The sequence below is a fragment of the Pseudomonas bharatica genome (assembly GCF_048586865.1).
Lineage (GTDB): Bacteria > Pseudomonadota > Gammaproteobacteria > Pseudomonadales > Pseudomonadaceae > Aquipseudomonas > Aquipseudomonas bharatica.
Genome location: NZ_JBMAWR010000019.1, coordinates 43,958 through 68,018 on the forward strand (window position 1 = coordinate 43,958; position 24,061 = coordinate 68,018).

24 protein-coding genes are annotated in these 24,061 nt (G+C 63.7%); 12 read left to right on the plus strand and 12 right to left on the minus strand.

What is annotated here, in order from left to right:
• Positions 1-312: 312 nt before the first annotated feature.
• The 3 genes from ACKLLE_RS19895 (at position 313) to ACKLLE_RS19905 (ending at position 4,672) form a co-directional block, all read left to right on the plus strand.
• Positions 313-2,151: an amidohydrolase gene (locus tag ACKLLE_RS19895; RefSeq protein WP_064304305.1), complete on the plus strand. Its 1,839-nt coding sequence runs from the start codon at positions 313-315 to the stop codon at positions 2,149-2,151.
• 59 nt (positions 2,152-2,210) lie between these two features.
• A complete protein-coding gene (gene ycaC, locus ACKLLE_RS19900) occupies positions 2,211-2,840 on the plus strand; it encodes an isochorismate family cysteine hydrolase YcaC (protein ID WP_064304099.1) in 630 nt (209 codons plus the stop codon).
• A 257-nt stretch (positions 2,841-3,097) separates the two neighbouring features.
• Positions 3,098-4,672 carry a hypothetical protein gene (locus ACKLLE_RS19905; protein ID WP_420058847.1) on the plus strand — a complete coding sequence of 525 codons (1,575 nt, stop codon included), beginning with the start codon at positions 3,098-3,100 and terminating at the stop codon, positions 4,670-4,672.
• 31 nt (positions 4,673-4,703) lie between these two features.
• On the opposite strand, the gene ACKLLE_RS19910 is transcribed toward ACKLLE_RS19905, so the two are convergent.
• A complete protein-coding gene (locus tag ACKLLE_RS19910; RefSeq protein ID WP_420058848.1) occupies positions 4,704-5,723 on the minus strand; it encodes an alpha/beta hydrolase in 1,020 nt (339 codons plus the stop codon).
• Positions 5,724-5,886: 163 nt separating this feature from the next.
• On the opposite strand from ACKLLE_RS19910, the gene ACKLLE_RS19915 reads away from it, so the two are divergent.
• The gene (locus tag ACKLLE_RS19915) at positions 5,887-6,768 is read left to right on the plus strand and encodes a LysR family transcriptional regulator (protein WP_420058849.1); all 882 of its coding nucleotides are present in this window, start codon (positions 5,887-5,889) and stop codon (positions 6,766-6,768) included.
• On the opposite strand, the gene ACKLLE_RS19920 is transcribed toward ACKLLE_RS19915, so the two are convergent.
• From ACKLLE_RS19920 to ACKLLE_RS19960, 9 genes are all read right to left on the minus strand, one after another.
• Entirely contained in the window at positions 6,758-7,321 is a 564-nt protein-coding gene (locus ACKLLE_RS19920; protein ID WP_009407877.1) for an NUDIX hydrolase, read from the minus strand. The genes ACKLLE_RS19915 and ACKLLE_RS19920 overlap by 11 nt on opposite strands.
• A 2-nt stretch (positions 7,322-7,323) precedes the next feature.
• Positions 7,324-8,076: a GntR family transcriptional regulator gene (locus ACKLLE_RS19925; protein WP_009407874.1), complete on the minus strand. Its 753-nt coding sequence runs from the start codon at positions 8,074-8,076 to the stop codon at positions 7,324-7,326.
• Positions 8,077-8,167: 91 nt separating this feature from the next.
• The gene (locus tag ACKLLE_RS19930; RefSeq protein WP_064304103.1) at positions 8,168-8,557 is read right to left on the minus strand and encodes a carboxymuconolactone decarboxylase family protein; all 390 of its coding nucleotides are present in this window, start codon (positions 8,555-8,557) and stop codon (positions 8,168-8,170) included.
• A 176-nt stretch (positions 8,558-8,733) separates the two neighbouring features.
• Positions 8,734-9,219 carry a flavin reductase family protein gene (locus tag ACKLLE_RS19935; RefSeq protein ID WP_064304104.1) on the minus strand — a complete coding sequence of 162 codons (486 nt, stop codon included), beginning with the start codon at positions 9,217-9,219 and terminating at the stop codon, positions 8,734-8,736.
• 13 nt (positions 9,220-9,232) lie between these two features.
• Positions 9,233-10,714: an aldehyde dehydrogenase gene (locus ACKLLE_RS19940; RefSeq protein WP_064304105.1), complete on the minus strand. Its 1,482-nt coding sequence runs from the start codon at positions 10,712-10,714 to the stop codon at positions 9,233-9,235.
• A complete protein-coding gene (locus ACKLLE_RS19945) occupies positions 10,711-11,544 on the minus strand; it encodes an alpha/beta fold hydrolase (protein ID WP_064304106.1) in 834 nt (277 codons plus the stop codon). The genes ACKLLE_RS19940 and ACKLLE_RS19945 overlap by 4 nt, the downstream gene beginning before the upstream one ends.
• Positions 11,545-11,608: 64 nt before the next feature.
• Positions 11,609-12,199: an amino acid synthesis family protein gene (locus tag ACKLLE_RS19950; protein WP_420058850.1), complete on the minus strand. Its 591-nt coding sequence runs from the start codon at positions 12,197-12,199 to the stop codon at positions 11,609-11,611.
• Between the two features lie 271 nt (positions 12,200-12,470).
• A complete protein-coding gene (locus tag ACKLLE_RS19955) occupies positions 12,471-13,514 on the minus strand; it encodes an LLM class flavin-dependent oxidoreductase (RefSeq protein WP_009402675.1) in 1,044 nt (347 codons plus the stop codon).
• Between the two features lie 70 nt (positions 13,515-13,584).
• Positions 13,585-14,070 carry a flavin reductase family protein gene (locus ACKLLE_RS19960; protein ID WP_420058851.1) on the minus strand — a complete coding sequence of 162 codons (486 nt, stop codon included), beginning with the start codon at positions 14,068-14,070 and terminating at the stop codon, positions 13,585-13,587.
• Positions 14,071-14,398: 328 nt separating this feature from the next.
• Here ACKLLE_RS19960 and ACKLLE_RS19965 point away from each other — a divergent pair, with 328 nt between their 5' ends.
• Positions 14,399-15,799: a purine-cytosine permease family protein gene (locus ACKLLE_RS19965; protein ID WP_420058852.1), complete on the plus strand. Its 1,401-nt coding sequence runs from the start codon at positions 14,399-14,401 to the stop codon at positions 15,797-15,799.
• 105 nt (positions 15,800-15,904) lie between these two features.
• On the opposite strand, the gene gloA is transcribed toward ACKLLE_RS19965, so the two are convergent.
• Positions 15,905-16,426, minus strand: coding sequence for a lactoylglutathione lyase (gene gloA, locus ACKLLE_RS19970; RefSeq protein WP_009402669.1), 522 nt, complete (start codon positions 16,424-16,426; stop codon positions 15,905-15,907).
• Positions 16,427-16,641: 215 nt separating this feature from the next.
• Complete coding sequence (locus tag ACKLLE_RS19975; protein WP_009402667.1) at positions 16,642-17,001, minus strand: histone-like nucleoid-structuring protein, MvaT/MvaU family; 360 nt, start codon at positions 16,999-17,001, stop codon at positions 16,642-16,644.
• A 226-nt stretch (positions 17,002-17,227) separates the two neighbouring features.
• Here ACKLLE_RS19975 and cobF point away from each other — a divergent pair, with 226 nt between their 5' ends.
• The 7 genes from cobF to ACKLLE_RS20010 all read left to right on the plus strand — a co-directional run bounded on the left by cobF (position 17,228) and on the right by ACKLLE_RS20010 (position 23,983).
• Positions 17,228-17,968: a precorrin-6A synthase (deacetylating) gene (gene cobF / locus ACKLLE_RS19980; protein ID WP_420058853.1), complete on the plus strand. Its 741-nt coding sequence runs from the start codon at positions 17,228-17,230 to the stop codon at positions 17,966-17,968.
• A gap of 199 nt (positions 17,969-18,167) precedes the next feature.
• Positions 18,168-18,932: an efflux RND transporter periplasmic adaptor subunit gene (locus ACKLLE_RS19985; protein WP_420058854.1), complete on the plus strand. Its 765-nt coding sequence runs from the start codon at positions 18,168-18,170 to the stop codon at positions 18,930-18,932.
• Positions 18,929-20,248 carry an efflux RND transporter periplasmic adaptor subunit gene (locus ACKLLE_RS19990; RefSeq protein ID WP_420058855.1) on the plus strand — a complete coding sequence of 440 codons (1,320 nt, stop codon included), beginning with the start codon at positions 18,929-18,931 and terminating at the stop codon, positions 20,246-20,248. Before ACKLLE_RS19985 ends, ACKLLE_RS19990 begins: the two co-directional genes overlap by 4 nt.
• Positions 20,245-22,344 (plus strand): site-2 protease family protein, encoded by a 2,100-nt coding sequence (locus ACKLLE_RS19995; RefSeq protein WP_420058856.1) that lies wholly within the window; start codon positions 20,245-20,247, stop codon positions 22,342-22,344. The genes ACKLLE_RS19990 and ACKLLE_RS19995 overlap by 4 nt, the downstream gene beginning before the upstream one ends.
• A 119-nt stretch (positions 22,345-22,463) precedes the next feature.
• Positions 22,464-22,961 (plus strand): GNAT family N-acetyltransferase, encoded by a 498-nt coding sequence (locus tag ACKLLE_RS20000; protein WP_420058857.1) that lies wholly within the window; start codon positions 22,464-22,466, stop codon positions 22,959-22,961.
• Positions 22,958-23,299 (plus strand): hypothetical protein, encoded by a 342-nt coding sequence (locus ACKLLE_RS20005; RefSeq protein ID WP_064304115.1) that lies wholly within the window; start codon positions 22,958-22,960, stop codon positions 23,297-23,299. The genes ACKLLE_RS20000 and ACKLLE_RS20005 overlap by 4 nt, the downstream gene beginning before the upstream one ends.
• 45 nt (positions 23,300-23,344) lie before the next feature.
• Positions 23,345-23,983, plus strand: coding sequence for a phage tail protein (locus ACKLLE_RS20010; protein ID WP_064304116.1), 639 nt, complete (start codon positions 23,345-23,347; stop codon positions 23,981-23,983).
• Positions 23,984-24,061 lie beyond the last annotated feature (78 nt).

The window sequence follows — 24,061 nt, forward strand, 5'->3', positions numbered from 1 at the left end:
GAGGTTTTTCCGACAAGGCAATGCCTGCTTGCGCCTTGCAGGCCTTTCGCGGCGACTAGGCTTGTCAGGCTTCGCTGTCAAAGCCCTACGGGGGCGGGGGGAATAATTAACAACGATTAACTCGTGTATCCCCCGTCTGCCCTCAAGAATTCCGCAAAAACCCCCATCGGAACGTCCACCATGACCGACCACGATGACCGCAACGACCCGACCCGGCGCCGCCTGCTCGCCGCCGGATCCCTCCTGACCGCCGCAGCGACCCTGCTGCCGCGGTTGTCCTTCGCTTCACTCACTCCAGACCAGGGACCTGCAATGAATGCCGATCTGATTCTGTTCAATGGCCGCTTCCATACCGTGGACCGGGAAAAACCCGAAGCCAGTGCCGTGGCGATCAAGGATGGGCGCTTCGTCGCCGTCGGCACCGACGCCGAAGCCATGGCCACCCGCGGCAGCGCCACCCGGGTCATCGACCTCAAGGGACGCTGCGCCATCCCCGGCCTCAATGACTCGCACCTGCACCTGATCCGCGGTGGCCTCAACTACAACCTGGAGCTGCGCTGGGAAGGCGTGCCGTCCCTGGCCGATGCCCTGCGCATGCTCAAGGACCAGGCCGAGCGCACGCCGAGCCCGCAGTGGGTACGGGTGGTCGGCGGCTGGAACGAATTCCAGTTCGCCGAAAAGCGCATGCCCACCCTGGAGGAAATCAACCAGGCGGCCCCGGACACCCCGGTGTTCATCCTGCACCTGTACGACCGCGCCTTGCTCAACCGTGCTGCGCTGCGCGTGGCGGGCTACACCAAGGACACGCCGAACCCGCCGGGTGGCGAGATCGTCCGTGATTCCCGTGGCGAGCCGACCGGCATGCTGGTGGCCCGGCCGAACGCGATGATCCTCTACTCGACCCTGGCCAAGGGGCCGAAGCTGCCCCTGGAGTACCAGATCAACTCGACCCGCCAGTTCATGCGCGAGCTCAACCGCCTCGGCCTGACCAGCGCCATCGACGCCGGCGGCGGGTTCCAGAACTACCCGGACGACTACGAGGTGATCGAGCACCTGGCCAAGGAAGACCAGTTGACGGTGCGTATCGCCTACAACCTGTTCACCCAGAAGCCCAAGGAAGAGCTGGCCGACTTCAAGAACTGGACCGGCAGCGTCAAGCTGCACCAGGGCGACGACATGCTGCGGCACAACGGTGCCGGCGAGATGCTGGTGTTCTCCGCTGCCGACTTCGAGGACTTCCTCGAACCACGCCCGGACCTGGCGCCGTCCATGGAGCAGGACCTGGAGCCGGTGGTGCGCCATCTGGTCGAGCAGCGCTGGCCGTTCCGCCTGCATGCCACCTATGACGAGTCCATCAGCCGCATGCTCGACGTGTTCGAGAAAGTAAACCGCGACATTCCGTTCAACGGCCTGCCCTGGTTCTTCGATCATGCCGAGACCATCACTCCGCGCAACATCGAGCGGGTGCGAGCCCTGGGCGGCGGTATCGCGATCCAGGACCGCATGGCCTTCCAGGGCGAGTACTTCGTCGATCGCTACGGCGCCAAGGCCGCCGAAGCCACGCCGCCGATCAAGCGCATGCTGGCCGAAGGCGTGCCGGTGGGGGCCGGGACCGACGCGACCCGGGTGTCCAGCTACAACCCGTGGACCTCGCTGTACTGGATGGTCAGCGGCCGTACGGTCGGCGGCCTGGCCCTGCACCAGGAAGGCCTGCCGCGTTCCACCGCGCTGGAGCTGTTTACCCATGGCAGCGCCTGGTTCTCTTCCGAGCAGGGCAAGAAGGGCCAGATCAAGGTCGGCCAACTGGCCGACGTGGCAGTGCTCAGCGCCGACTTCTTCAGCGTCGAGGAAGAGGCGATCAAGTGGATCGAATCGCTGCTGACCGTGGTCGGCGGCAAAGTGGTCTATGGCGCGGGCGAGTTCGACGGGCAGGGGCCGAAGGACATCCCGGTGCTGCCGGACTGGTCGCCGGTGGTCAAGGTCCCGGGGCACTGGCGCCCGGCCTCGCCGTTGCAGGCCCAGGTGCACCAGTGCAGCGGGCCGTGCGCGGTGCATGCGCATACCCATGAACGGGCACGCCTGTCCAATGTACCGGTCAGCGACTTCCAGGGCTTCTGGGGCGCGTTCGGCTGTTCCTGCTTCGCTTTCTGAGTTCCACCCCGGCGCAGGCAGGGGCCTGCGCCTCTCTTACCTCCAGAGGAGTCATGAAAATGAGCAACGACTACAAACGCCTGAACAAGGATGACGCGGTGGTGTTGCTGGTGGATCACCAGACCGGGCTGATCTCGCTGGTACAGGACTTTTCGCCGAACGAATTCAAGAACAACGTGCTGGCCCTGGGCGACCTGGCCAAATTCTTCGGCCTGCCGACCATCCTCACCACCAGCTTCGAGCAGGGCCCTAACGGCCCGCTGGTACCGGAACTGAAGGAACTGTTCCCGGATGCGCCGTACATCGCCCGTCCGGGGCAGATCAACGCGTGGGACAACGAGGACTTCGTCAAGGCGATCAAGGCCACCGGGCGCAAGCAGCTGATCATCGCCGGCGTGGTGACCGACGTGTGCGTAGCCTTCCCGACCCTGTCGGCCATCGCCGAAGGTTATGAGGTGTTCGTGGTGACCGATGCGTCCGGCACCTTCAACGAGACCGTGCAGCAGGCGGCCTGGGCGCGGATGAGCGCGGCGGGTGCGCAACTGATGAACTGGTTCTCGGTGGCGTGCGAGCTGCACCGCGACTGGCGCAACGACATCGAAGGCCTGGGTAACCTGCTGTCGCAACGGATTCCCAACTATCGCAACCTGATGAACAGCTATGCCGCGTTGACCACTGCGCAGAAGTAATGCACGGCGGCGACGAGTACCCGCTCTCATGGAACAAAACATAACTTTTTGACTTGCAGGGACCTTGTGGGAGCGGGTTCATCGGAACGCCGAACCCGCTCCCACAGGATACGCGTCGTGCTTTGGAACTGTTCTTTGCGCGGACTCCCACAGGGTCGCGGTGCGCTGCTCCTCGAATACATTGATGGCAAAACGCTATTTCCCCTGTCATCCCATCTCCCTACAATCGAATGTTCACTCCAGGGAGAAACGCCTTGATGTTCGATTCACCGCTTAAGTTCGGCCTATCCATTTCCGCCCGCGGGCTGATCGATGACACCTGCCTGGCGATGATTCCTGGCGCGGTCGTCGGTATCTGGGACGTTCTGCACGAGGATCATGGGCTCACCGGTGGCGAGGAGGTCTATGCACGGCTGGAGCAATGCCTACAGCCGTTGCAACAGGTACGCTCGAGCATCGCCTTGCTCGAGCGCAAGGTCGCGGCTTATCGCTTGAACCTGGACAAGTACCAGATCGCCCCGGCGCTCACGCTGATCGAATCCCTCTACCACGATTACGACCAGGCGCTGGAAAAGCTCATTCAGGGCATCCGCGAACAGTCCGCCGGCAGCCCGCAGGGCGCGGCCGACCGCTTCGTCAGCCAAGGCCGCCTGAACGGACTGGCCAGCCGCGTCGGCGAGGAACTGGGAGCGAGCCTGCTGACCCTGCAACGCATGCTCAGCACGTCCTACGCCCAGTACTTCCTTCGGCCGTTCCAGGAGGACCTGAACCAGCGCGACTTCGTTTCGTTCTTCTACCTCAGCAAATACTGCTATGCGCGTTTCTTCCTTGCTCAGGTCAAGGCGTTCCTGCTGTTGCATCTGGTCCAGGCCGACGCCTGCCAGCAGTTCCGTATCCAGAACGACCTCGACGACTTCGAGGTATTGCTGGGCCGCCAGGAAAGGGAAATGACGCACTGGCTGCCCGACGAGGTGCTGGCCTTGGTCGAGCAACTGGCACAGGAGCGCGAGGGCATGCGCGGCGCCGTGTCGGTGAGCTGGCGCTCGGGTCTGGGCGACAACGGCCTGCGCTTCGGCAGCGACGGTGGCGTGCACCCCTGCGTCGAGGTCCAGGAGTGGCGTCTGGAGCCCATCGGGGCCTTGGTCTTCAACCCGCAGGTCGACCAGCTTTTCCGCATCAAGCACGCGGTGTCCGGGAATATTCTGCAGATCGGTGGCGCGGCCGGTGTGATGGGGGTCACCGACTACAAGGCCGTCAAGGACGGCTGGAAGATCAGTTGGAACGCTGCGCATGAGGTGTTCAATCTGCAGTTCAAAAGTTACACGGGCGACGCCAACAACGACGTTCGGCTGGTTTCCCGCAGCGGGCCGAACCGATCGATGAGCGAGGTGCGCCTGGATGGCAAGCGTGTCGATCATCCCTATGAGACCGAGCAGCAGTTCTTCATCGAACCGTACTACCAGGTATTCGCCGGGCGTGACCGGATGCTGGTGGGCGAGCATCTGGTGCCCAATGGTTTCGTGATGTCGGAAGGCGGAGCCTATACCTTGCTGTACCGCTCCAACGGCTCGGTGATGCTGGTCAGGGGTTCCGATAACAAGACGGTATGGATCGCCGCCGAGCGCCATGGGCGACCACCGGCGCGCTTGATGTTGCAGCCGGACGGCAATCTCGTCGCGTATGACGTCGATGGCGCGGCCTATTGGTCTTCGGGCAAGTACTTCAAGGACCAGCAGGCCCTGTACAAGCGTTCGGTGCTGCGGGTGCGCAAGGATGGACGGGTAGAGATCCGGGTGCCGGGACAGGAGATTTTCTGGATTACGCCGCAATAAAAAAGGGGGCTGCAAGGCAGCCCCCGGGGCATCACTGCAGATGCGTTTTCAGCTCCAGCGCCGCCTGCCGCATCGCCGCCTGCACTTCCGGCACCTTGGCCAGCGGGTTGAGCAGGCCATAATCATGGATCATGCCGTTGTAACGCACCGCCGTAACATCCACCCCGGCCGTATCCAGCTTGCGGGCATAGGCCTCGCCTTCGTCACGCAGCACGTCGAATTCGGCGGTCTGCACCAGCGCCGGCGGCAGGCCCTTGAGCTGTTCGGCGCTGGCGCGCAGCGGCGAGGCGTGGATGCCGGCGCGCTGGGCCTGGTCGGTGGTGTAGTTGTCCCAGAACCATTTCATCATCCCGGTGGTGAGGAAGTGGCCTTCGGCGAACTGCTTGTACGAAGCCGTCTCGAAGCTGGCATCGGTCACCGGCCACAGCAGCAACTGGAAGCGCAGTGCCGGAGCCTTCTGTTCCTTGGCCATCAGCGCGACCACCGCGGCCATGTTGCCGCCGACGCTGTTGCCGGCCACCGCCAGGCGGCTGCTGTCGACACCGATTTCCTTGCCATGCTCGGCTACCCAGCGGGTGGCGGCATAGGCCTGGTTGATCGCGGTCGGGTAATGGGCTTCCGGCGACGGCGTGTAGTCGACATACACCGCCACCGCGCCGGAACCGACCACCAGGTCGCGGATCAGGCGCTGGTGGGTAGGGAAGTCACCCAGCACCCAGCCGCCACCGTGGAAGAACATGAACACCGGCAGCTCGCCAGCAACGTTGGCCGGGCGGACGATCTTCAGGGTGACCTTGTCCTGGCCGACGCTGATGGTCTTCTCGCTGACCTTGATCCCGGAGAGATCCACCTGGACCGAAGCCTGGGCACCGGTCAGTACCGCACGGGCGTCTTTCGGTGCCAGTTGTTCCAGCGGTTTGCCGCCGCCTTTCTCCAGGGCTTCGAGGAAGGCCTGGGTCTGCCGTTCGACGCCCGGGCTGCCGGCGGCGAACGCGTTGCCGATGGAGAGGGCGAGGAGGGTGGCGCCGAGGGTTTTGGTGACCAGTTTCATGTTGGGATTCCTTTTCTTCGCGTTAGGTATGGGCAGCAAGGTTAGATGCCATCAGCGCCGCGGGTTGGGTTTCGGCTGCGCTGTAAGGTGTGCCCAGATTATTGAGATGCGAGTAAGTGAAAAAGCCGCTATAAAGCGTTTTACTGTCCACCGGAAAGAGACAATGAACCCCTTCGAAGATATGCGAATCTTTGCCCAGGTCATGGAGTCCGGCAGCTTCACCGCTGCGGCCGACAAGCTGGGCCTGTCCAAGCAGTTCGTCAGCCGGCGCCTGATGGCCCTGGAGGAGCGCCTTGGCGTGCGCCTGCTCAACCGCTCGACCCGGCGCCTCGATCCGACGCCCCTGGGCCAGAGCTACTACGAGTCATCCCTGCGTCTGCTCAACGAGGTCGAGCAGGTGGAGCAGGGCATCGCCGGGCAGACCAGCGAGCCCCGCGGCACGGTGCGCGTGAGTGCACCGCTGTCGTTCGCCGTGGCGCATCTCGGCTGCCTGCTGCCGGAGTTTCTCCAGCGCTACCCGCAGGTCAGCGTCGAGGTGGACCTGAGCGACCGTTCGGTGGACCTGCTCGGCGAGGGCTACGACCTGGCCCTGCGTATCGGCGTGCTGGAGGACTCGACCCTGATTGCCCGGCGCCTGGCGGCCATCGACCGGGTCTATTGCGCAAGCCCCGAATACCTGGAACGCAAGGGCACGCCGTCACGCCCGGACGATCTGGTCAACCATGAGTGCCTGCCTTATGGACATGGTCGCCAGGTGCAATGGCGTTTCCTGGAACAGGGCAAGTTGCGCACGGTCACCGTGTGCGGGCGCATGCGCGCGAACAACGGCGAGCTGCTGCGCGATGCGGCGGTAAAGGGCATGGGGATTACCTATCTGCCGACCTTCATCGTCGGCGAGGCGTTGACGACGGGGCAACTGGTGCCGGTACTCGAGGATTTCGTCACCGAGCCGTTGCAGCTCTCGGCGGTCTATCCGCAACACCGGCAAAGCGCGCGTCCGGTACAGGCGCTGATCGAATTCATGCGTGAGCGCCTCAGCGCATGAAGTGCACCTTGCCGCTGTCGTCATTGCCCATGTAGATGCCGTAGACCCCGGCCTGGCGTTCCTCGATATAGCGCTCGAGGATCTGCCGGATCGCCGGGTAGTAGATGGCATCCCAAGGAATTTCATCCGGCGCGAAGAAGCGGCAGTCCATGGTTTCCGGACCCCATTGGCCAGTGATCTCCACGGCCACGGCACGGAAGATGATGTACACCTCGCTGATCCTCGGCACGCTGAAGATCGAGTAGGGTGAGACGATGTCGCCGCGCACCCCGGTTTCTTCCCAGACCTCGCGCAGCGCCGCCTGCTCGGTGGTTTCCCCGGCTTCCATGAAGCCCGCCGGCAAGGTCCAGGTACCGGGGCGCGGCGGGATGCCGCGCTGGCACAGCAAGTATTTGCCGTCGCGCTCGATGATGCAGCCGGCGATGATCTTCGGATTGATGTAGTGGATATAGCCGCAGGCACCGCACATCAGGCGTTCGTGGGTATCGCCGTCCGGTCGTCCCTGTTGCAGCGCGGCCGAGCATTGCGGGCAGAAACGCGGGACGGCAGGCATGATCAGCGGCCTATGCGGGGTTCTTTGAGGGCGATCGGCGTGGTGATCTCGCGGATCTTGCCGGCGTCTTCCTGCTTCGAGCGCAGGTAGTCGAGGGCCACCTTGGCGGCAGCGCGGACGTGATCCACCGAGGCCTGGTGCGCGGCCAGCGGGTCGCCGCTCTTGATCGCCTCGACGATCTTCTCCATTTCCCGGTTGCTCGCGCCGCGGCGGTTTTCCTGGGATACGGAAGTGGCGCGCAGGTAACTGATGCGCGCCTGCAACTGGCGCAGTTGGGTGGCGGCGACATGGTTGCCGGAACCTTCCAGCAGCACGTCGTAGAAGCCCTGCACCGATTCCAGCACCTGTTGCAGCTCGCCGTTGGTGAGGGCGTTGCGGTTCTCCTCCAGGGCCTTTTCCAGGGCACGGATGTCCTTGGCCTTGGCGTTGAGGGTGAACAGCTGGACGATCAGGCCTTCGAGCACGCAACGCAGCTCATAGATGTCGCGGGCGTCCTCGAGGGTGATGATGGCGACGCGCGGGCCCTTGGCATCGGCGAATTCCACCAGGCCTTCGGATTCCAGGTGGCGCAGGGCTTCGCGCACGGAGGTGCGGCTGACGCCGAGGCGGTCGCACAGGTCGCGTTCGACCAGGCGGTCGCCGGGCAGCAGGTGGAAGTTCATGATCGCGCTGCGCAGCTTGTCGAGCACGATTTCGCGCAGGGTAACGGGATTGCGGTTGACCTTGAAGCTGTCGTCGAGTGGCTGGCGTTTCATTGTCTGCGCTCTGCAATTGGCTGTTGCGCCAGCGACATCGACGCACTCGCCGATCGGGTGCGTCCTGCGGTGGGTCCAGAACAGCCAGTGTTTAACTGGTTGACTCCGAGTCGGCCTCGGCGAAGGCTTCCCGGGCCAGGCGGAAACTGTCCACCGCCGCGGGTACACCGCAATAGATACCGACCTGGAGCAGAATCTCGCGTATTTGTTCACGACTCAGTCCGTTGCGCAAGGCGCCGCGGATGTGCAGCTTGAGCTCGTGGGGCCGGTTCAACGCGGAAATCATTGCCAAGTTTATCATGCTGCGTTCTTTCAGCGATAAACCGTCACGGCCCCAGACATGGCCCCAGCAGTACTCGGTAACCAGTTCCTGCAGGGGCCTGGTGAAGTCGTCGGCGTTCTGGATGGACCGGTTGACGTACGCCTCGCCCAACACCTGGGTGCGGATGGCGAGGCCTTTTTCGTACTTCTCGTTGCTCATCTCGGGCTCCTGCATGCTGAAGAAAAACGGGGTGCCGCAAACCGAAGGTGAGTGGTTGCCAGGCGACACCCCTGAAAGCTTGGTTGACCGTTCGGGCCCTATCGCGGGTGAACCCGCTCCCACAGGGTTACGCGGTCAATGTGGGAGCGGGTTCACCCGCGATGAAGTCCTCAGGACTAGCCCAGGTTCGGCAGGGCGCCCAGCTTGCCCTTGTGGTAGATCATCGGCGTCACTGGCTGCTCGGGAAGGATCAGGTTCTTCACTTCGCCGACGATGATCGCGTGGTCACCGCCATCGTATTCGCGCCAGAGTTCGCATTCGATCACCGCCGTGGCGTTGGCCAGCACCGGGTTGCCCAGGGCGCTGAGGCTCCATTCGATGCCTTTGGCCTTGTCCTTGCCCTTGCCGGCGAAGGCGTAGGCTTCGGCGGTCTGGCCAGCGGCCAGCAGGTGAATGGCAAAGCGCTTGCTGTCACGCAGGATCGGGTAGGTGTCGGAGGCGTAGTTGGGGCAGAACAGCACCAGCGCCGGTTCGATCGACAGCGCGCTGAAGGCGCTGGCGGTGATGCCGACGATGCCACCTTCGGCATCCAGCGTGGTGACGACGGTCACGCCGGACGGAAAGGAGCCCATCACGTCTTTGTAGATGCCGGGTTCGATCATTTCAGTTCACCTCTCAGCGCATCACGAAGGGGTCGGGCATGGGCGCGGTCGAGAGGTTGATCCAGACCGTTTTCAGTTCCGTGTAGGCCAGCACCGAGTCGATGCCGCTTTCGCGGCCATAGCCACTGTTCTTGAAACCACCGATTGGCGCCATGGCAGACACCGCGCGGTAGGTGTTGACCCAGATGATCCCCGAGCGCACGTCCCGGGCCAGGCGGTGGGCACGGCCCAGATCGCGGGTCCAGATGCCGGCGGCGAGGCCGAACTGCGAGTCGTTGGCGATCGCCAGGGCCTCTTCCTCGGTCTTGAAGCGGATCACCGCCGCGACCGGACCGAACACCTCTTCCTGCATGATCTTCATCGAATTGCTGTCGCACTCGAACAGGGTCGGCTCGTAGAACCAGCCGTCACCCTCGACCTCGGCGCGCTTGCCGCCCATGCGCAGGCGCGCGCCCTCGGCCGTGGCAGCGGCGACCAGGCCCTCGACCACTGCCAGTTGCTGGGCGGTGGCCATCGGGCCCATCTCGCTGCTTTCGTCCTGCGGGTTGCCGATGCGGATGCGCCTGGCGCGTTCGATCAGGCGCTCGACGAACGCGTCGAAGATGTCGTCCTGCACCAGCAGGCGCGAACCGGCCACGCAGCTCTGCCCGGAGGCGGCATAGATGCCGGCCACGGCGCCGTTGATGGCGCTGTCGAGGTCGGCGTCGGCGAAGATGATGTTCGGCGACTTGCCGCCCAGTTCCAGCGACAGCTTGGCGAAGTTCTCGGCACTGCTGCGTACCACGTGGCGCGCCGTGGCGGCGCCGCCGGTGAAGGCGATCTTGCGCACCAGCGGGTGGCGGGTCAGCGCCGCGCCGGTGCTCGGGCCGTAGCCGGTGACCACGTTGACCACACCGGCCGGGAAGCCGGCCTCGAGGGCCAGGCGGGCCAGTTCGAGGATGGTTGCCGAGGCGTGCTCGGACGGCTTGATCACGATGGTGTTGCCGGCGGCCAGTGCCGGGGCCAGCTTGATCGCGGTCAGGTACAGCGGGCTGTTCCACGGAATGATCGCAGCGACCACGCCGATCGGTTCATGCACCGTGTAGGCGAACAGGTCCGGCTTGTCGAGGGGCAGGGTGCCGCCTTCGAGCTTGTCGGCAAGGCCCGCGGTGTAATGGAAAAACTCCGGCAGGTAGCCGACCTGGCCGCGGGTTTCGCGGATCAGCTTGCCGTTATCGCGGCTTTCCAGTTGGGCCAGGCGCTCCTTGTTCTCGGCGATCAGGTCGCCGAGGCGGCGCAGCAGCTTGCCCCGGGCGGTGGCAGTGAGGCCACGCCAGGCCTTGCTGTCGAAGGCCTTCTGCGCGGCCTGCACGGCCAGTTCGACATCGGCTTCGGCGGCGTCGGGCAAGGTTGCCCAGGCTTGCGCGGTGGCCGGGTCGAGGCTGTCGAAGGTCTGGCCGCTTTGGGCATCGAGCCACTGGCCGTCGATGCACATCTGGAAATGGGTGAGAGTCATGCAACGATCCCCTTGGCTGAATCGGAGAGAGTGCGGGCGTGCCCGAGGAAGTCCAGCAGCATCTGGTTGACCAGGCGCGGCGACTCCACCGCCATCATATGCCGCTGCTCGGCCAGGACCACGCTTTGCGCGCCGGGAATGCGCGCAGCCAGTTCCCGGGTCATGCTCGGGGTCGAGCCGAGGTCGTGCTCGCCGGTGGCGATCAGGGTCGGCACCTGGATGCTGCCCAGGTCGTCGGCGCGGTACATGTCCTGGGTGGCGAACAGCTCGTAGGTGGTCAGGTAGCCTTGCGGGTCGTTGCTGGCCAGGGTCTGGCGGATGGCTGCGACCTGGGCCGGGTTGGCGGCCTGGTACTCGCGGCTGAACCAGCGCGCCAAGGCCGCTTCGGCATTGGCATCGGGGCCGTGTTCGGCCGCCTGGGCGGCACGGGCGATAACCCCGGCGCTCTGCTCGGGGCTGCGGTTGAAGACGCTGTTGAGCACCACCAGCGCCGCCAGGCGTTGCGGGAAGTGCAGGGCGAAGGCGCGGGCGACCAGGCCGCCCATGGAAAAGCCGATTACCGTGGCCTGGGCGATCTGCAGATGATCGAGCAGTTCCGCCAGTTGTTCGGCATACCCCTGCAGGTCGGTACCCGGCTGGGGGCGCGGGCTCTGGCCGTGGCCGAGCATGTCGTAGGCGATGACACGGTAGTCGTTGGCGAGGCCGACGAACTGTCCGCCCCACATTTCTTTGTTCAGGCCCACGCCGTGGATCAGTACCACGGGTTGACCCTGGCCGGTGGCCAGGTAGCTGGTGCCGGCAGGTGTACGTTCAGCGACAGGCTGAATCATGGTGGGGCGCTCCTTCAGGGTCGGGCGTGGTGCGGCCCACGCGCCGGCCCGGTGGACGGTATTGTTATTGGTTTTTTTCAGCGGCCAGTTCTTCCAGGTCGATGTAGCGGTTGCCGATGCGCGGGTGCAGGCGGCCACCGTCGGAAGCGCCGAGGACCACGACGATCTCGTCGGCACGCGGGGCGTCTTCGATCTGCATTTCCAGGGTGATGTAGTGCGAGCGCAGGCCTTCGTCGTCCTTCTGCATCATCGGGATCTGGATCGAGGTACCCGGGCCGCCGCGCTTGTTGGTGAAGCTCAGGTAGCTCTTGGCCTGGACCGCTTCGCGGTAATGGTTGCCGAAGCGCAGGGTGTGGATCACCGCCGACGCGTGCTCGATCTCGCCGTCGGCGCCCACCACTGCGGCCTTACCGTAGGCCTCGATCCTGTCGGCACCGCCGATGGCGGCGGTCAGGCGCTCGACCATCAGAGCACCGAGGTCGGAGCAGTTGGCACGGATTTCCGGCTTGAGGTCTTCGACGAAGCCACGCCCGGCCCATGGGTTCTTGATCACCACGGCCAGGCCGACCATGGTCACCGGCTTGTCGGTGGCCTTGCCGCCTTCGATGCGGGTTTCTTCGGAGTAGGTGACGATCTTGCGGATTTCGAAACTCATGGGGCGGGGCTCCTGTGGAGTGTGTTCAGGTCTTGTTGTCTGATGGTATACCATAATATTTGATGTGCAAGAGGGTGGCAGGAAATTTCTGCGGGGGAGGGGATAAGTGGTTGCAGGGGGATGCGCAGTGGGGGTTGTGGTGACCGTGTGGGAGCGGGTTCACCCGCGATAGCGTCGGTGAATTCACCATCGCAATCGCGGGTAAACCCGCTCCCACAGATGAGGCGTCAAGGCTTCTAGTGAGGTTTGTTCAGTTGACGAACGTCATGACTCAGCGAAACGCCGGTACGACTTCCTTGATGAACAGCTCCAGCGACTTGCGCTTTTCTTCATGCGGCAGGCTGTTGTCGCACCAGAAACTGAACTCGTCGACGCCCAGTTCCTGGTAGTAGCGGATGCGCTCGATCACCTGCTGCGGGGTACCGATCATCGCGGTCTTGTGCAGGCTTTCCAGTTCGAACTCCGGACGCCCGGCGAACTTGGACTCAGGGCTCGGCGCGAGGAAACCGTTCTCCGGGGTCTGCTTGTTGCCGAACCAGGCGTCGAAGGTGCGGTAGAAGCGGTTGATCGCCTGGGCGCCGATCTTCCAGCCTTGCGGGTCGTCTTCGGCATGCACGTGAGTGTGGCGCAGGACCATCAGTTGCGGGCGTGGCACATCCGGGTTGTTGGCCAGGGCCGCTTCGAACTTGTTCTTCAGGTCGACCACTTCCTCGTCGCCCTTCATCAGCGGGGTGACCATCACGTTGCAGCCGTTCTTAACCGCGAAGTTGTGCGAGTCCGGGTCGCGGGCGGCGATCCACATCGGCGGCATGGGTTTCTGTACCGGCTTGGGCACGGAGGTGGAGGTCGGGAATTTCCAGATGTCGCCGTCATGGGCATAGTCGCCCTGCCAAAGCGCGCGTACCGCCGGAACCATTTCGCGCAGCGCTGCGCCGCCTTCGGAAGCCGGCATGCCATTGGCCATGCGGTCGAATTCGAACTGGTATGCACCGCGGGCCAGGCCGACTTCCATCCGGCCATTGCTGATCACGTCGAGCAGTGCGCATTCGCCGGCGACGCGGATCGGGTGCCAGAACGGCGCGATGATGGTGCCGGCGCCGAGGTGGATGGTCTCGGTGCGTGCGGCCAGGTAGGCCAGCAGCGGCATCGGGCTGGGCGAGATGGTGTATTCCATTGCATGGTGTTCGCCGATCCACACGGTGCTGAACCCGCCTTTCTCGGCCATCAGGGTCAGCTCGGTCAGGTCTTCGAACAGTTGCTGGTGGCTGACCTGTTCATCCCAGCGTTCCATGTGCACGAACAACGAAAATTTCATGAGGCGTTTCCTCGGCGCTTGTTATCGGGCGCCCATCGGATCAGGCGGGCGCATTCAGAAGAATAGGGGCTCAGGCGAAGGCTGGCAGGCTGGCCATCTTGCCGCGGCAGTAGACCAGCGGGCTTGGCGCTTCGGCCGGGACGATCAGGTTTTTTACCGCGCCGACCATGATGGCGTGGTCGCCACCTTCATATTCGCGCCACAGTTCGCATTCGATGATCGCCGTGGCGTTGGCCAGCAGGGGGTTGCCCAGTGCGCTCAGGGTCCACTCGATGCCCTGGGCCTTGTCCTTGCCTTTTTTGGCAAAGGCATAGGCTTCGGCCTGTTGCTGGCCGGAGAGCAGGTGGATGGCGAATTTCTTGCTGCGCATCAGCACCGGGTAGGAGTCGGAACTGTAGTTGGGGCAGAACAGCACCAGCGGCGGGTCCATGGACAGCGAGCTGAAGGCGCTGGCGGTGAGGCCGACGATCTGACCGTCCTCGTCCAGGGTGGTGATGACGGTAACGCCGGACGGGAAGGAGCCCAGGACGTTCTTGTAGACGGTTGCGTCGATCATGGCGTGATCCTCGTGATGCAGCGGTGTGCCCGCATTTTTATCGTTGATGTGTCTGATGGTATACCGTAATACCTAATTTGCAAGAGGATTTTTCCGGCCCTGACGAACGCGTTGATTCAGGTCAATGCCCAATGAATACGCGGGCTCGCGCCTATGGAGGGGAGAAAGCGAGGCGACCAAAAGCAGATCAGTTGGTCGGCAAAAGGACGAATCAGTGTTGTCAAAAGCTTGGAATACCATAATATGGTCTTCAGCTTCGACGCCGCTTGCAGCGTGCCGCAAGTGGTTTCCTACAAAGATAAAAACGGAACCTTTCGAGCTTTTGCCCATGTCCCAGTCGTCTTCGCAACACCAGTTGATCGAAAACCATACGGTCGATTACGTACCGCCAGCAGAGCGCCATGGGAAGGCGCGTGATCTGTTCACGCTGTGGTTCAGCACCAATATCGCGCCATTGCCCATCGTCACCGGGGCCATGGTGGTCCAGGTGTTCCACCTCGACCTGCTGTGGGGCCTGGTCGCCATCGTCCTTGGCCATTTGCTTGGCGGTATCGTCATCGCCCTGGCCTCGGCGCAAGGGCCGCAGCTGGGCATTCCGCAGATGGTGCAGAGCCGCGGGCAGTTCGGCCGTTATGGCGCGCTGCTGATCGTGTTCTTTACCGCGTTGATCTACGTCGGCTTCTTCATTTCCAACATCGTCCTGGCGGGCAAGTCGATCCATGGCATCGCCCCGAGCGTACCGATGCCGGTGTCGATCATTATCGGTGCCCTCAGCGCCACGGCCATCGGCGTGATTGGCTACCGCTTCATCCACACCCTGAACCGCATCGGCACCTGGGTAATGGGTACGGCGCTGCTGGCTGGCTTCATCATGATGTTCGCCCAGGACCTGCCGGCGGACTTCTTCAGCCGCGGCGGCTTCAACCTGTCCGGCTGGATCGCCACGGTGTCCCTGGGCGTGATCTGGCAGATCAGCTTCTCGCCCTATACCTCGGACTACTCGCGTTACCTGCCGCGTGAAGTGGGGATCGGCAAACCCTTCTGGGCCACCTATTTCGGCGCGACCCTGGGTACCATCCTGTGTTTCAGCTTCGGCGCCATTGCCGTGCTGCTGGTGCCTGAAGGTACCGAGGCGATGGATGCGGTGAAACAGGCCACCGGCTGGCTCGGCCCGATCCTGATGGTGCTGTTCCTGCTCAACATCATCAGCCACAACGCGCTCAACCTGTATGGTGCGGTGCTGTCGATCGTCACCTCGATCCAGACCTTCGCCGCCAACTGGACCCCAAGCATCAAGGTGCGCGTGCTGCTGGCCGGCGTGATCCTGCTGGGCTGCTGCCTGACCGCCCTGGGCGCCACGGCGGACTTCATCGGCCATTTCATCGGCCTGATCCTGGCGCTGCTGCTGGTGCTGGTACCCTGGGCGTCGATCAACATCATCGACTTCTACCTGGTCAAGCGCGGCCACTACGACATCAAGTCGATCTTCGCGGCGGATGGCGGGATCTACGGGCGCTTCAACCTGCACGCGATCATCGCCTATGCCTGCGGGATCATGGTGCAACTGCCGTTTGCCAACACGTCGCTGTATGTCGGGCCCTATGCCAACCTGGTCGAGGGAGCGGACCTGTCGTGGCTGGTGGGGTTGGTTGTTACGGTGCCGCTGTACTACTGCCTGGCGACTCGTGGGCGCAAGGAAGCCCTGGTGGCGGCCTGGCGGGCACAGTAATCACTCAAGAACACTGCTGAACCTTGTGGGAGCTGGCCCAGAAGGGAAGGGTATAAATAAAAATGCCGCGGACTATCCGCGGCATTTTTCATTTCCGGAGCCGAATCAGAATTCGGTCGGCTGGATGATTTCGACCCAGTAATCATCCGGGTCCTTGATGAACGCCAGGTGTTTCATGCGGCCATCGCTCAGGCGCTTCTGGAAGGTCACGCCCAGTTGCTCGAACCGTTCGCAGGCGGCACGGATATCCGGCACGGACACGCAGATGTGACCGAAACCGCGCGGGTCGGTGTTGCCGTTGTGGTAGGCAAAGTCCGCGTCGTTCTCGGTACCGTGGTTATGGGTCAGTTCGAGAATGCCGGGGATCGATTTCATCCACTCGGTGCGCTTGGCCGCGTCGGCCGGGATCTGCGCCTTGTCGACCAGGGCCAGGAAGTACAGGCTGAACTCGGCTTCCGGGAAGTCGCGCTTCTCCACCAGGCTGAAACCCAGCACGCGGGTATAGAAGTCCAGGGATTTGGCGACGTCCTTGACCCGCAGCATGGTGTGGTTGAAGACGAAATTGTGGGTGGCGGCATCGGGTTGCGCGGTGACGCCGGGGAGGTTGTCGAGATCTTGCAGGCTCATGGGCACTCCGCATCAGAAGGCCAGCGCCCGGGGCGCCAGCGGAAAGACAGACGGCCATGATACGGAACTGAATCCATTGCGCAAACAACAACGCCCCGTGGTGGCGGCCACGGGGCGTCGGAATTAGAAGCCCGCCGGAGCGGGCGCATGGGGCGCTAATCCTTTAGCAGCCTTCATCCTGATCCTGTGCTTGTGAAAAATGTGTGAAGCAAAACTCATTTGCGCAACCAGCCGTCGACTTCGCTCGCCCCGTACTGTTCTTTCCAGGCCTTCAGGCCGCGGTGGTTGCCACCCTTGGTCTCGATCAGTTCACCGGTATGCGGGTTTTCATACACCTTCACCACCCGCGCGCGGCGGGTCTTTACCGGGCGGGCAACGGATTTGCCGGCCGCTGCCGGGTCGAGCAGGGCAATGATATCGCGCAGACCCTTGTCGTAGTTCTTCATCAAGGTGAGAAGTTTCTGTTCGAATTCGATCTCGCGTTTCAGCCCGGCGTCCTTTTTCATGGCCTCCAACTGTGCAAGCTGTTCCTGGAGGGCTTTTTCGGCAGCGCGAAACTCTGCAAGTCTGGACACGGAAACACTCCTTTATCAAAGGCGGGCGCGCTGCAGATAAGCAGTAAATAGCGGCCCACGGGGGTGGCTGCAATAACAGCATGTTGACAGTGTAGCCAATGGGGTGTGGACTAACAGCACACTTTTACATTCCTGGTTTTGGAACTTTGAAAGTTGAATATGTTCCGTTCGCCATGGTGTTTAACCACTAACTTGCAGTGCGACTTCCGGCCCGGGGAACCTGTCCATGAAAGTGCTGTTGTTGATTGGCATCGGCCCGGGCAATCCGCGGCAAATCACCCTTGAGGCCGTCGATGCGCTGAAGCGCGCCGACGTGTTCTTCGTCCTCGACAAGCATCAGGCCAATGACGATCGCTTGCACCTGCGCAAGGCGCTGCTGGCGCAATGGGCAAGCCAACCCTGCCGCGTGGTTGAGGTGGACGACCCACAACGCGATGGCGAGGCCAGCGATTACCTCGGCGCCGTACACGACTGGCACCGACAGCGTGCCGCCCTCTATGACCGGCTGATCGCCGAGGAACTGGGCGAGGGCGAGTGCGGGGCATTCCTGCTGTGGGGCGAGCCGGGGCTTTACGACAGCACCCTGCGCGTTCTCGAATTGATCGGCGAGCAGTCCTTCAGCATCGAAGTGATCCCCGGTATCAGCAGCGTGCAGGCACTGGCTGCGCGTCATCGCATACCGCTCAACCGGGTTGGCGAGCCGCTGCAGATCCTTCCCGGGCGGCGTCTGGCGCAGGTGCCGCGCATCGACAACCTGGTGGTGATGCTCGACGGCCACTGTGCCTTTGCCGGAATCGATGATCCCGAACTGCATATTTACTGGGGCGCGTATGTCGGTACGGCCGATGAAATCCTGATCAGCGGGCGGCTGTCCGAGGTCAAGGCGCAGATCCTCGCGGCGCGGGAGCAGGCGCGGGCGCGCAAGGGCTGGATCATGGACACCTATCTGTTGCGGCGACGCCCTTGAGGCGCCGTGGTCCCGGAGCTTCCGGCGCGAAGAAAACATTGATAGCATCCGGCCACTTTTTTGTAGCCGTTCTGTGACGCGTTTCTCGTTCCGGGTCGGCAGGCAATCAGTCCGGTACTGACCGACGGCGTTCACGTTCTGTGAACTGCAGCCGATACTCCATTTGAATGATCCAGACCTTTGACAGGGACGTAGCGAGATGAAGCAGGCGGTGTGGTGGGCGGCGTTGGCGCTGATGACGGGAATGGCACAAGCCGCGACCGAAAGCGATCCCTTGCTCGACGGTGCGACCTCCGGCGGTGGAGCCGAAGTGCGGGGCGTGCTGCGTGCCCGATCCCAGGCGGTACTGGCCAGCGAGCTGTCCGGCCGGGTCACGGAAATCCCCTTCAGTGAAGGCCAGTCGTTCAAGAAGGGTGACGTGCTGGTGCGCTTCGATTGCAGCGCCTACCAGGCCCAGGCCAACGCTTCGGCCGCCGCTGTGCGCGCAACCCGCGAAGAACTGCGCAACAAGCAGCAACTGGCGGCGCTGAACTCGGTCGGCAAGTTCGAAGTGTCCCTGGCCGAGGCCCGCCAGGCCCAGGCCCAGGCCGAAGCCCAGGTCTACCAGGTGCAGGTGCAGCGTTGCCAGGTCAAGGCGCCTTACGATGGTCAGGTCGTGCAACGCCGGGTCCAGGCCCATGAAAGCGTGGCCAGCGGTGCGGCATTGCTGGAAATCGTCGACAACCGCTCCCTGGAAATCCATCTGCTGGTGCCATCGAGCTGGCTGGGCAAGCTCAAGCCCGAGCAGACCTTCAGCTTCGTTCCCGATGAAACCGGCCAGCCCTTCGATGCCGTGATCAAGCGTCTTGGCGCGCGCATCGACGAAGGCAGCCAGACCCTGCTGCTGATTGCCAGTGTCCCGGCCAGCACTCCCGGCCTGCTGTCCGGCATGAGCGGCACTGCGCACTTTGCGGAGCGCAAATGAACGCTTCCGTCCCGGGTGCGCTAGAGCAACTGCTGGCCCATTACCTGAAGCTGGAGCGCCAGGCCCGGTCTGCGCCTTCGGTCGAGGAACTGGCGTTCAGCATGGTCAATGACAGCCAGGCGCTGTTCGGCTATCGCCATGGCGCGTTGCTGATCGCTGGCAAGGTTCGCGCCCTGACCGGGGTCAGTTCGGTGGAGCCGAACGCCCCCTTCGTAGTGTTCATCGAGCGCGCCGCCAGGGGCCTTGCGGCCAGCGAACGCTTCGCGCTGCCAGGCGTGGTGCCCCCAGAAAGCCTGGACCAGGCCTGCCGCGACGATTGGCAGGCGCTGTCGGCGCCGCATGCGTTCTGGTTGCCCTTGAAAGACCGGCAGGGCGAGGTATTCGGTGGGCTCTGGCTCGCCCGGGACATGCCGTGGAACGATGCCGAGCAGGCCCTGCTGGTGCAACTTGGCGACTGCTACAGCCACGCCTGGCGCGCCCTGCAGCCGGGCAAGCCATGGCGTCTGCGCTGGCCGGCGCGCACGCGCTGGGCGCTGGCGGCGGCGCTGTTGCTGGTGCTGTTGCTGCCGGTGCGCCAGTCGGTACTGGCTCCGGCCGAAGTGGCACCGCGCAACGGCCAGGTGGTGGCCGCTCCGCTGGATGGCGTGGTCGCCGAGTTCACCGTCAAGCCGAACCAGGCGGTCAAGGCCGGCGAGGTGCTGGTGCGCTTCGATGCCACCACGCTCAGGGCCCAGGCCGATGTGGCCGAACGCACCCTGGGCGTGGCCGAGGCGGAACTCAAGGCCAACACCCAGCGTGCCTTTTCCGATGCCGACTCCAGTGCCCGTCTTGACCTGCTCGCTGCCCGGGTCGAGCAGAAGCGTGCCGAGCGTGATTACGCCCGCAACCTGCTGGCGCGTACCGAGGTACGTGCCGAACGCGAGGGCATCGCAGTATTCGCCGATGCCCAGCGTTATATCGGCAAGCCGATGCGCACCGGCGAACGCCTGATGGAAATCGCCGATCCGGCCCAGGCCGAGTTGCGTATCGAGTTGCCGGTGGCCGATGCCATCGGCCTGGAGAAAGGCGCCGAAGTCGCGCTGTTCCTCGACAGCGATCCACTGAACCGGCACAACGCCGTGCTCGACCGTGTTGCCTACCAGGCCCAGAACACTCCGGCCGGGCAGCTCGCCTATCGCCTCGATGCGAGCTTCGAAGATGCGCCGCCACGTATCGGCCTGCGCGGGACCGCCAAGGTCTTCGGTGACCGGGCGCCGCTGGCCCTGTACCTGCTGCGCCGGCCGCTGGCGGCCCTGCGCCAGGCGGTGGGCCTGTGATGTTGCCGGCGCTGCGCCCGGACCTGCAGCTTTCGCCAGGGGCCCCGGGGCTCGACGGTGCGCCGCAATGGACCCTGGCCGACCCTTTGCGCGGTCGCTATTTCAAGCTGGGCGCGCCGGCCATGCGCTTGCTGCGCCATTGGGCGCTCGGTGACCCGCAGCAGGTGCTGAATGCGGCCAATGCCGAGCCGGGCGCGCCCCTGACCGCCGTGGCGGTGGAAGAGCTGCTGCGCTTTCTGCGTGGTCATGACCTGGTCAGCGCCGCCGATGCCGAGCAACGCGCGAGCTACGCACCCAAGGCCGCTGCCCAGCGCCAGGGCATCTGGACCCAGATCCTGCATAAATACCTGTTTTTCCGTATTCCGCTGTGGCGCCCTGACGCTTTTCTCAATCGCACCTGGCCCTGGCTCGAGCGCCACGGCGGCAACCTGTTGCGCTACGGTCTGCCCAGCGTATTGCTGCTCGGCCTGTTCCTGGTAATGCGTGACTGGGAGCGCTTCCTTTCGACCTTCCCGCACCTGCTCAGCCTGGGCGGCATGGCGGCATTCGCCATCGCCCTGGGCTTTGCCAAGCTGTGCCATGAATTCGGCCATGCCTACATGGCCAAGCGCGCTGGCTGCCGGGTGCCGAGCATGGGCGTGGCGTTCATGGTCCTGTTGCCGATGCTCTACACCGATGTCAGCGACGCCTGGCGCGTGCAGGATCGGCGCACCCGCCTGCTGATCGGCGCCGGGGGCGTGCTGGCCGAGCTGATCCTGGCCTGTATCGCCCTGCTGGCCTGGTCGCTGCTGCCCGACGGGGCGGGGCGCACCGCAGCCTTCATGCTGGCCAGCGCCACCTGGATCACCACCCTGGCGATCAACGTCAACCCGTTGATGCGTTTCGACGGCTACTTCCTGCTCAGCGACCTGTGGGGCGTGGATAACCTGCAAGGGCGTGGTTTCGCCCTGGGCCGCTGGCACCTGCGGGAGAAGCTTTTCGGTTATGGTGAACCTATGCCCGAGCGCTGGTCACCGGCGCTGCGCCGGCGCCTGCTGTGCTGGAGCTACGCCTCATGGATCTGGCGGGCGGCGCTGTTCTTCGGTATCGCCCTGGCGGTTTATCACCTGTTCTTCAAGGTGCTTGGCATCTTCCTGATGATGGTCGAGCTGGTGTGGTTCATCGGCCTGCCGATCTGGCGCGAATGGCAGCACTGGTGGCAGCACCGGGACAAGGCCAAACCGCGCAAGGTGGTGTTGCTTGGAGCGGGCCTGGCCCTGTTGCTGGCCGTGTTGGTGGTGCCTTGGCGCAGCGGCGTGGAAGTGCCGGCCATGCTCGAAGCGTCCCGTTTCAGTGCCTTGCATGCGCCGGCAGCGGCGCGGATTCGCGAGGTGCTGGTCAAGGATGGGCAGCCGGTCGAGGCCAACCAGGTGTTGATGACCCTGGAGTCGCCCGACCTTGAAGCGCGCATGGGCATCGGCCGACGTGAAATCGAGATTCTCCAGCTGCAACTGCGGCGTCAGTCGGGGCGCAGTGAAACCGCCGCCGACAGTGGCATTCTCGAACAACGCCTGGCCGAGGCCGTTGCCGAATACCGCGGCCTGGCCGCCCAGCGCGAGCGCCTGGTACTGCGCGCGCCCCATGCCGGCACGGTGCGCGACCTGGCGGACAACCTGGCGCCTGGCCGCTGGATCAGCAGCGAGATGCCGCTGGCCCAGGTCGCCGAAGGTGGCTTGCGCCTGCGCGGTTACCTGGCCGAAGCCGACCTGTGGCGGGTGGCACCGGGCACCCCCGGGCACTTCGTCGCCGATGACGTACTGCGCGATTCCCTGCCGGTGTCGCTGGAATCGGTGGACGCCAACGGCGTCGCCTCCATCGACCAGGAAGCGCTGATCTCCGATCATCAGGGGCCCATCGCGATACGCCGCGACGAAGAGAAGAGGGCGCAGCCTCTGCAAGCGCACTACGGCACCCAGTTCGTGCTCGAAGACAGTGCGCCGATACAACTATCGCACCCGCTTCGCGGCATTGTGGTGCTGGATGGAAAGAGCGAGTCGCTGCTTAGCGCCGCGTGGCGACGTATGGCAGCGATCGGTGTAAGAGAAAGTGGATTTTAATTAGTGCGATTGTAAGGCAGTTGCGGTAATCTGCTGTCAATTCGCCATGCAAGTAAGCGTGACACCCGTCACAATAAAAGTTAGCTCGCAAAGTTATTTCAACAGGGATGTTTGCATAGATGTCGATGCCTGCTGTGACCCTGCGTGCCCTGCATCCGGACGATATGGCGTTTATCGAGCGTCTGTATGCCGGCTCACGCGCCGAAGAGATGTCCCGTAGCGGCTGGCCGGCGCAGCAGATCGCCGCCTTTCTCAAACAGCAGTTCAATGCTCAGCATGCTTACTATCAGGCCCATTATGCCGATGGGGAATTATTGATCATCGAACTCCAGGGCCAGCCGATCGGCCGGCTTTATATGTTCTGGGGGCCAACCACTCTCAATCTGATCGATATAACCCTGCTTCCCGAATTCCAGGGCAGGGGCATTGGCTCCGCGCTGATAGAAGCGCAATTGCGACGGGCAGATGAGCAGGGCCTGAAAGTCGAACTTTTCGTTGAATCCTACAACCCGGCACAGCGGCTTTATGGCCGGCTGGGCTTCCATGTCTGCGGCGATTCGGGGGTGTACCTGAAATTGCGCCGCGACGCGCGCACCGACACAAGGAAAGTCTCATGAGCCAAGCCGTCGACGACACCATTCCCAGCCGCCAGGAACTGCTCGAAGCCGATCCCGAAGGGTTCGTACTGCAGATCGCCCACGATCAGGGCTTGCACGTCAGCCTGCTGGGCGTGACCGATGGCACGGCGATGAGCCAGGACTACGAGTGCTATTCCCTGGCGGTGGCCCTGCCGCATGGTGTGGTGCTGCCCCAGGACACCTTCAATCTGTTCGGCCCGGGCCGCGCGCAGCCCTGGACCTTGCTGATGAGTCCGGTGCGGCCCGAACCCGACGGCCGCCATGTGCTTGAAGCGGTCATTCACCGCAACCGCGTTGCGGTTGACGAGGCTCCCTGATTCGCAATTCAACCAACCACGCAAATCAACATAAGGAAGAGTCTGATGGCTGATCCGTTTCTGGGCGAAATCCGGATGGCAGGGTTCAACTTCAACCCGTACGGCTGGGCGCTGTGTCAGGGCCAGTTGGTCCCGCTGAATCAGAACACCGCACTGTTCGCCCTCCTGGGCACGCAGTTTGGTGGTGACGGCGTAAGTACCTTCGGCCTGCCGGACCTGCGCAGCCGTACGCCGGTGGGCCAAGGCCAGGGCACCGGCCTGTCGAATTACCAAATGGGGCAGAAAGGTGGCAGCGAGTCGGTTACCCAATTGACCAGCAACCTGCCGACCCACACCCACTTGCTGTCGTTGGTGACCAACAACAGCACCCTCACCGCAACCTCCACCGCACAGGTGGTGAATGCCGATGCCACCAGCGTTGCACCTATTGCCGGCGGCTGCCTGGGCATCCCCAACGATGGTGCCGGCACCACTTACCAGCTGTACCACAGCGGCAAGGACAACAACGGCAACCCGCTGCCCCGCGTTGACCTGGCGCCGCAGCCGGTGACCTTCACCGGCGGTGTGACCGTGACCGGCACCGCTGCGCTGACCGGCGGCAATATCCCGACGTCGGTGTTGAGCCCCTACATTGCGGTGAACTTCATCATCGCGATGCAAGGCATCTTCCCGAGCCGCAACTGACGCAACAACCGGCGGTGCTCCAGGGCACCGCCACTTTTTTGTCCGCATTGCCCAGCCGGCAGTGCGGGGACCACCAGG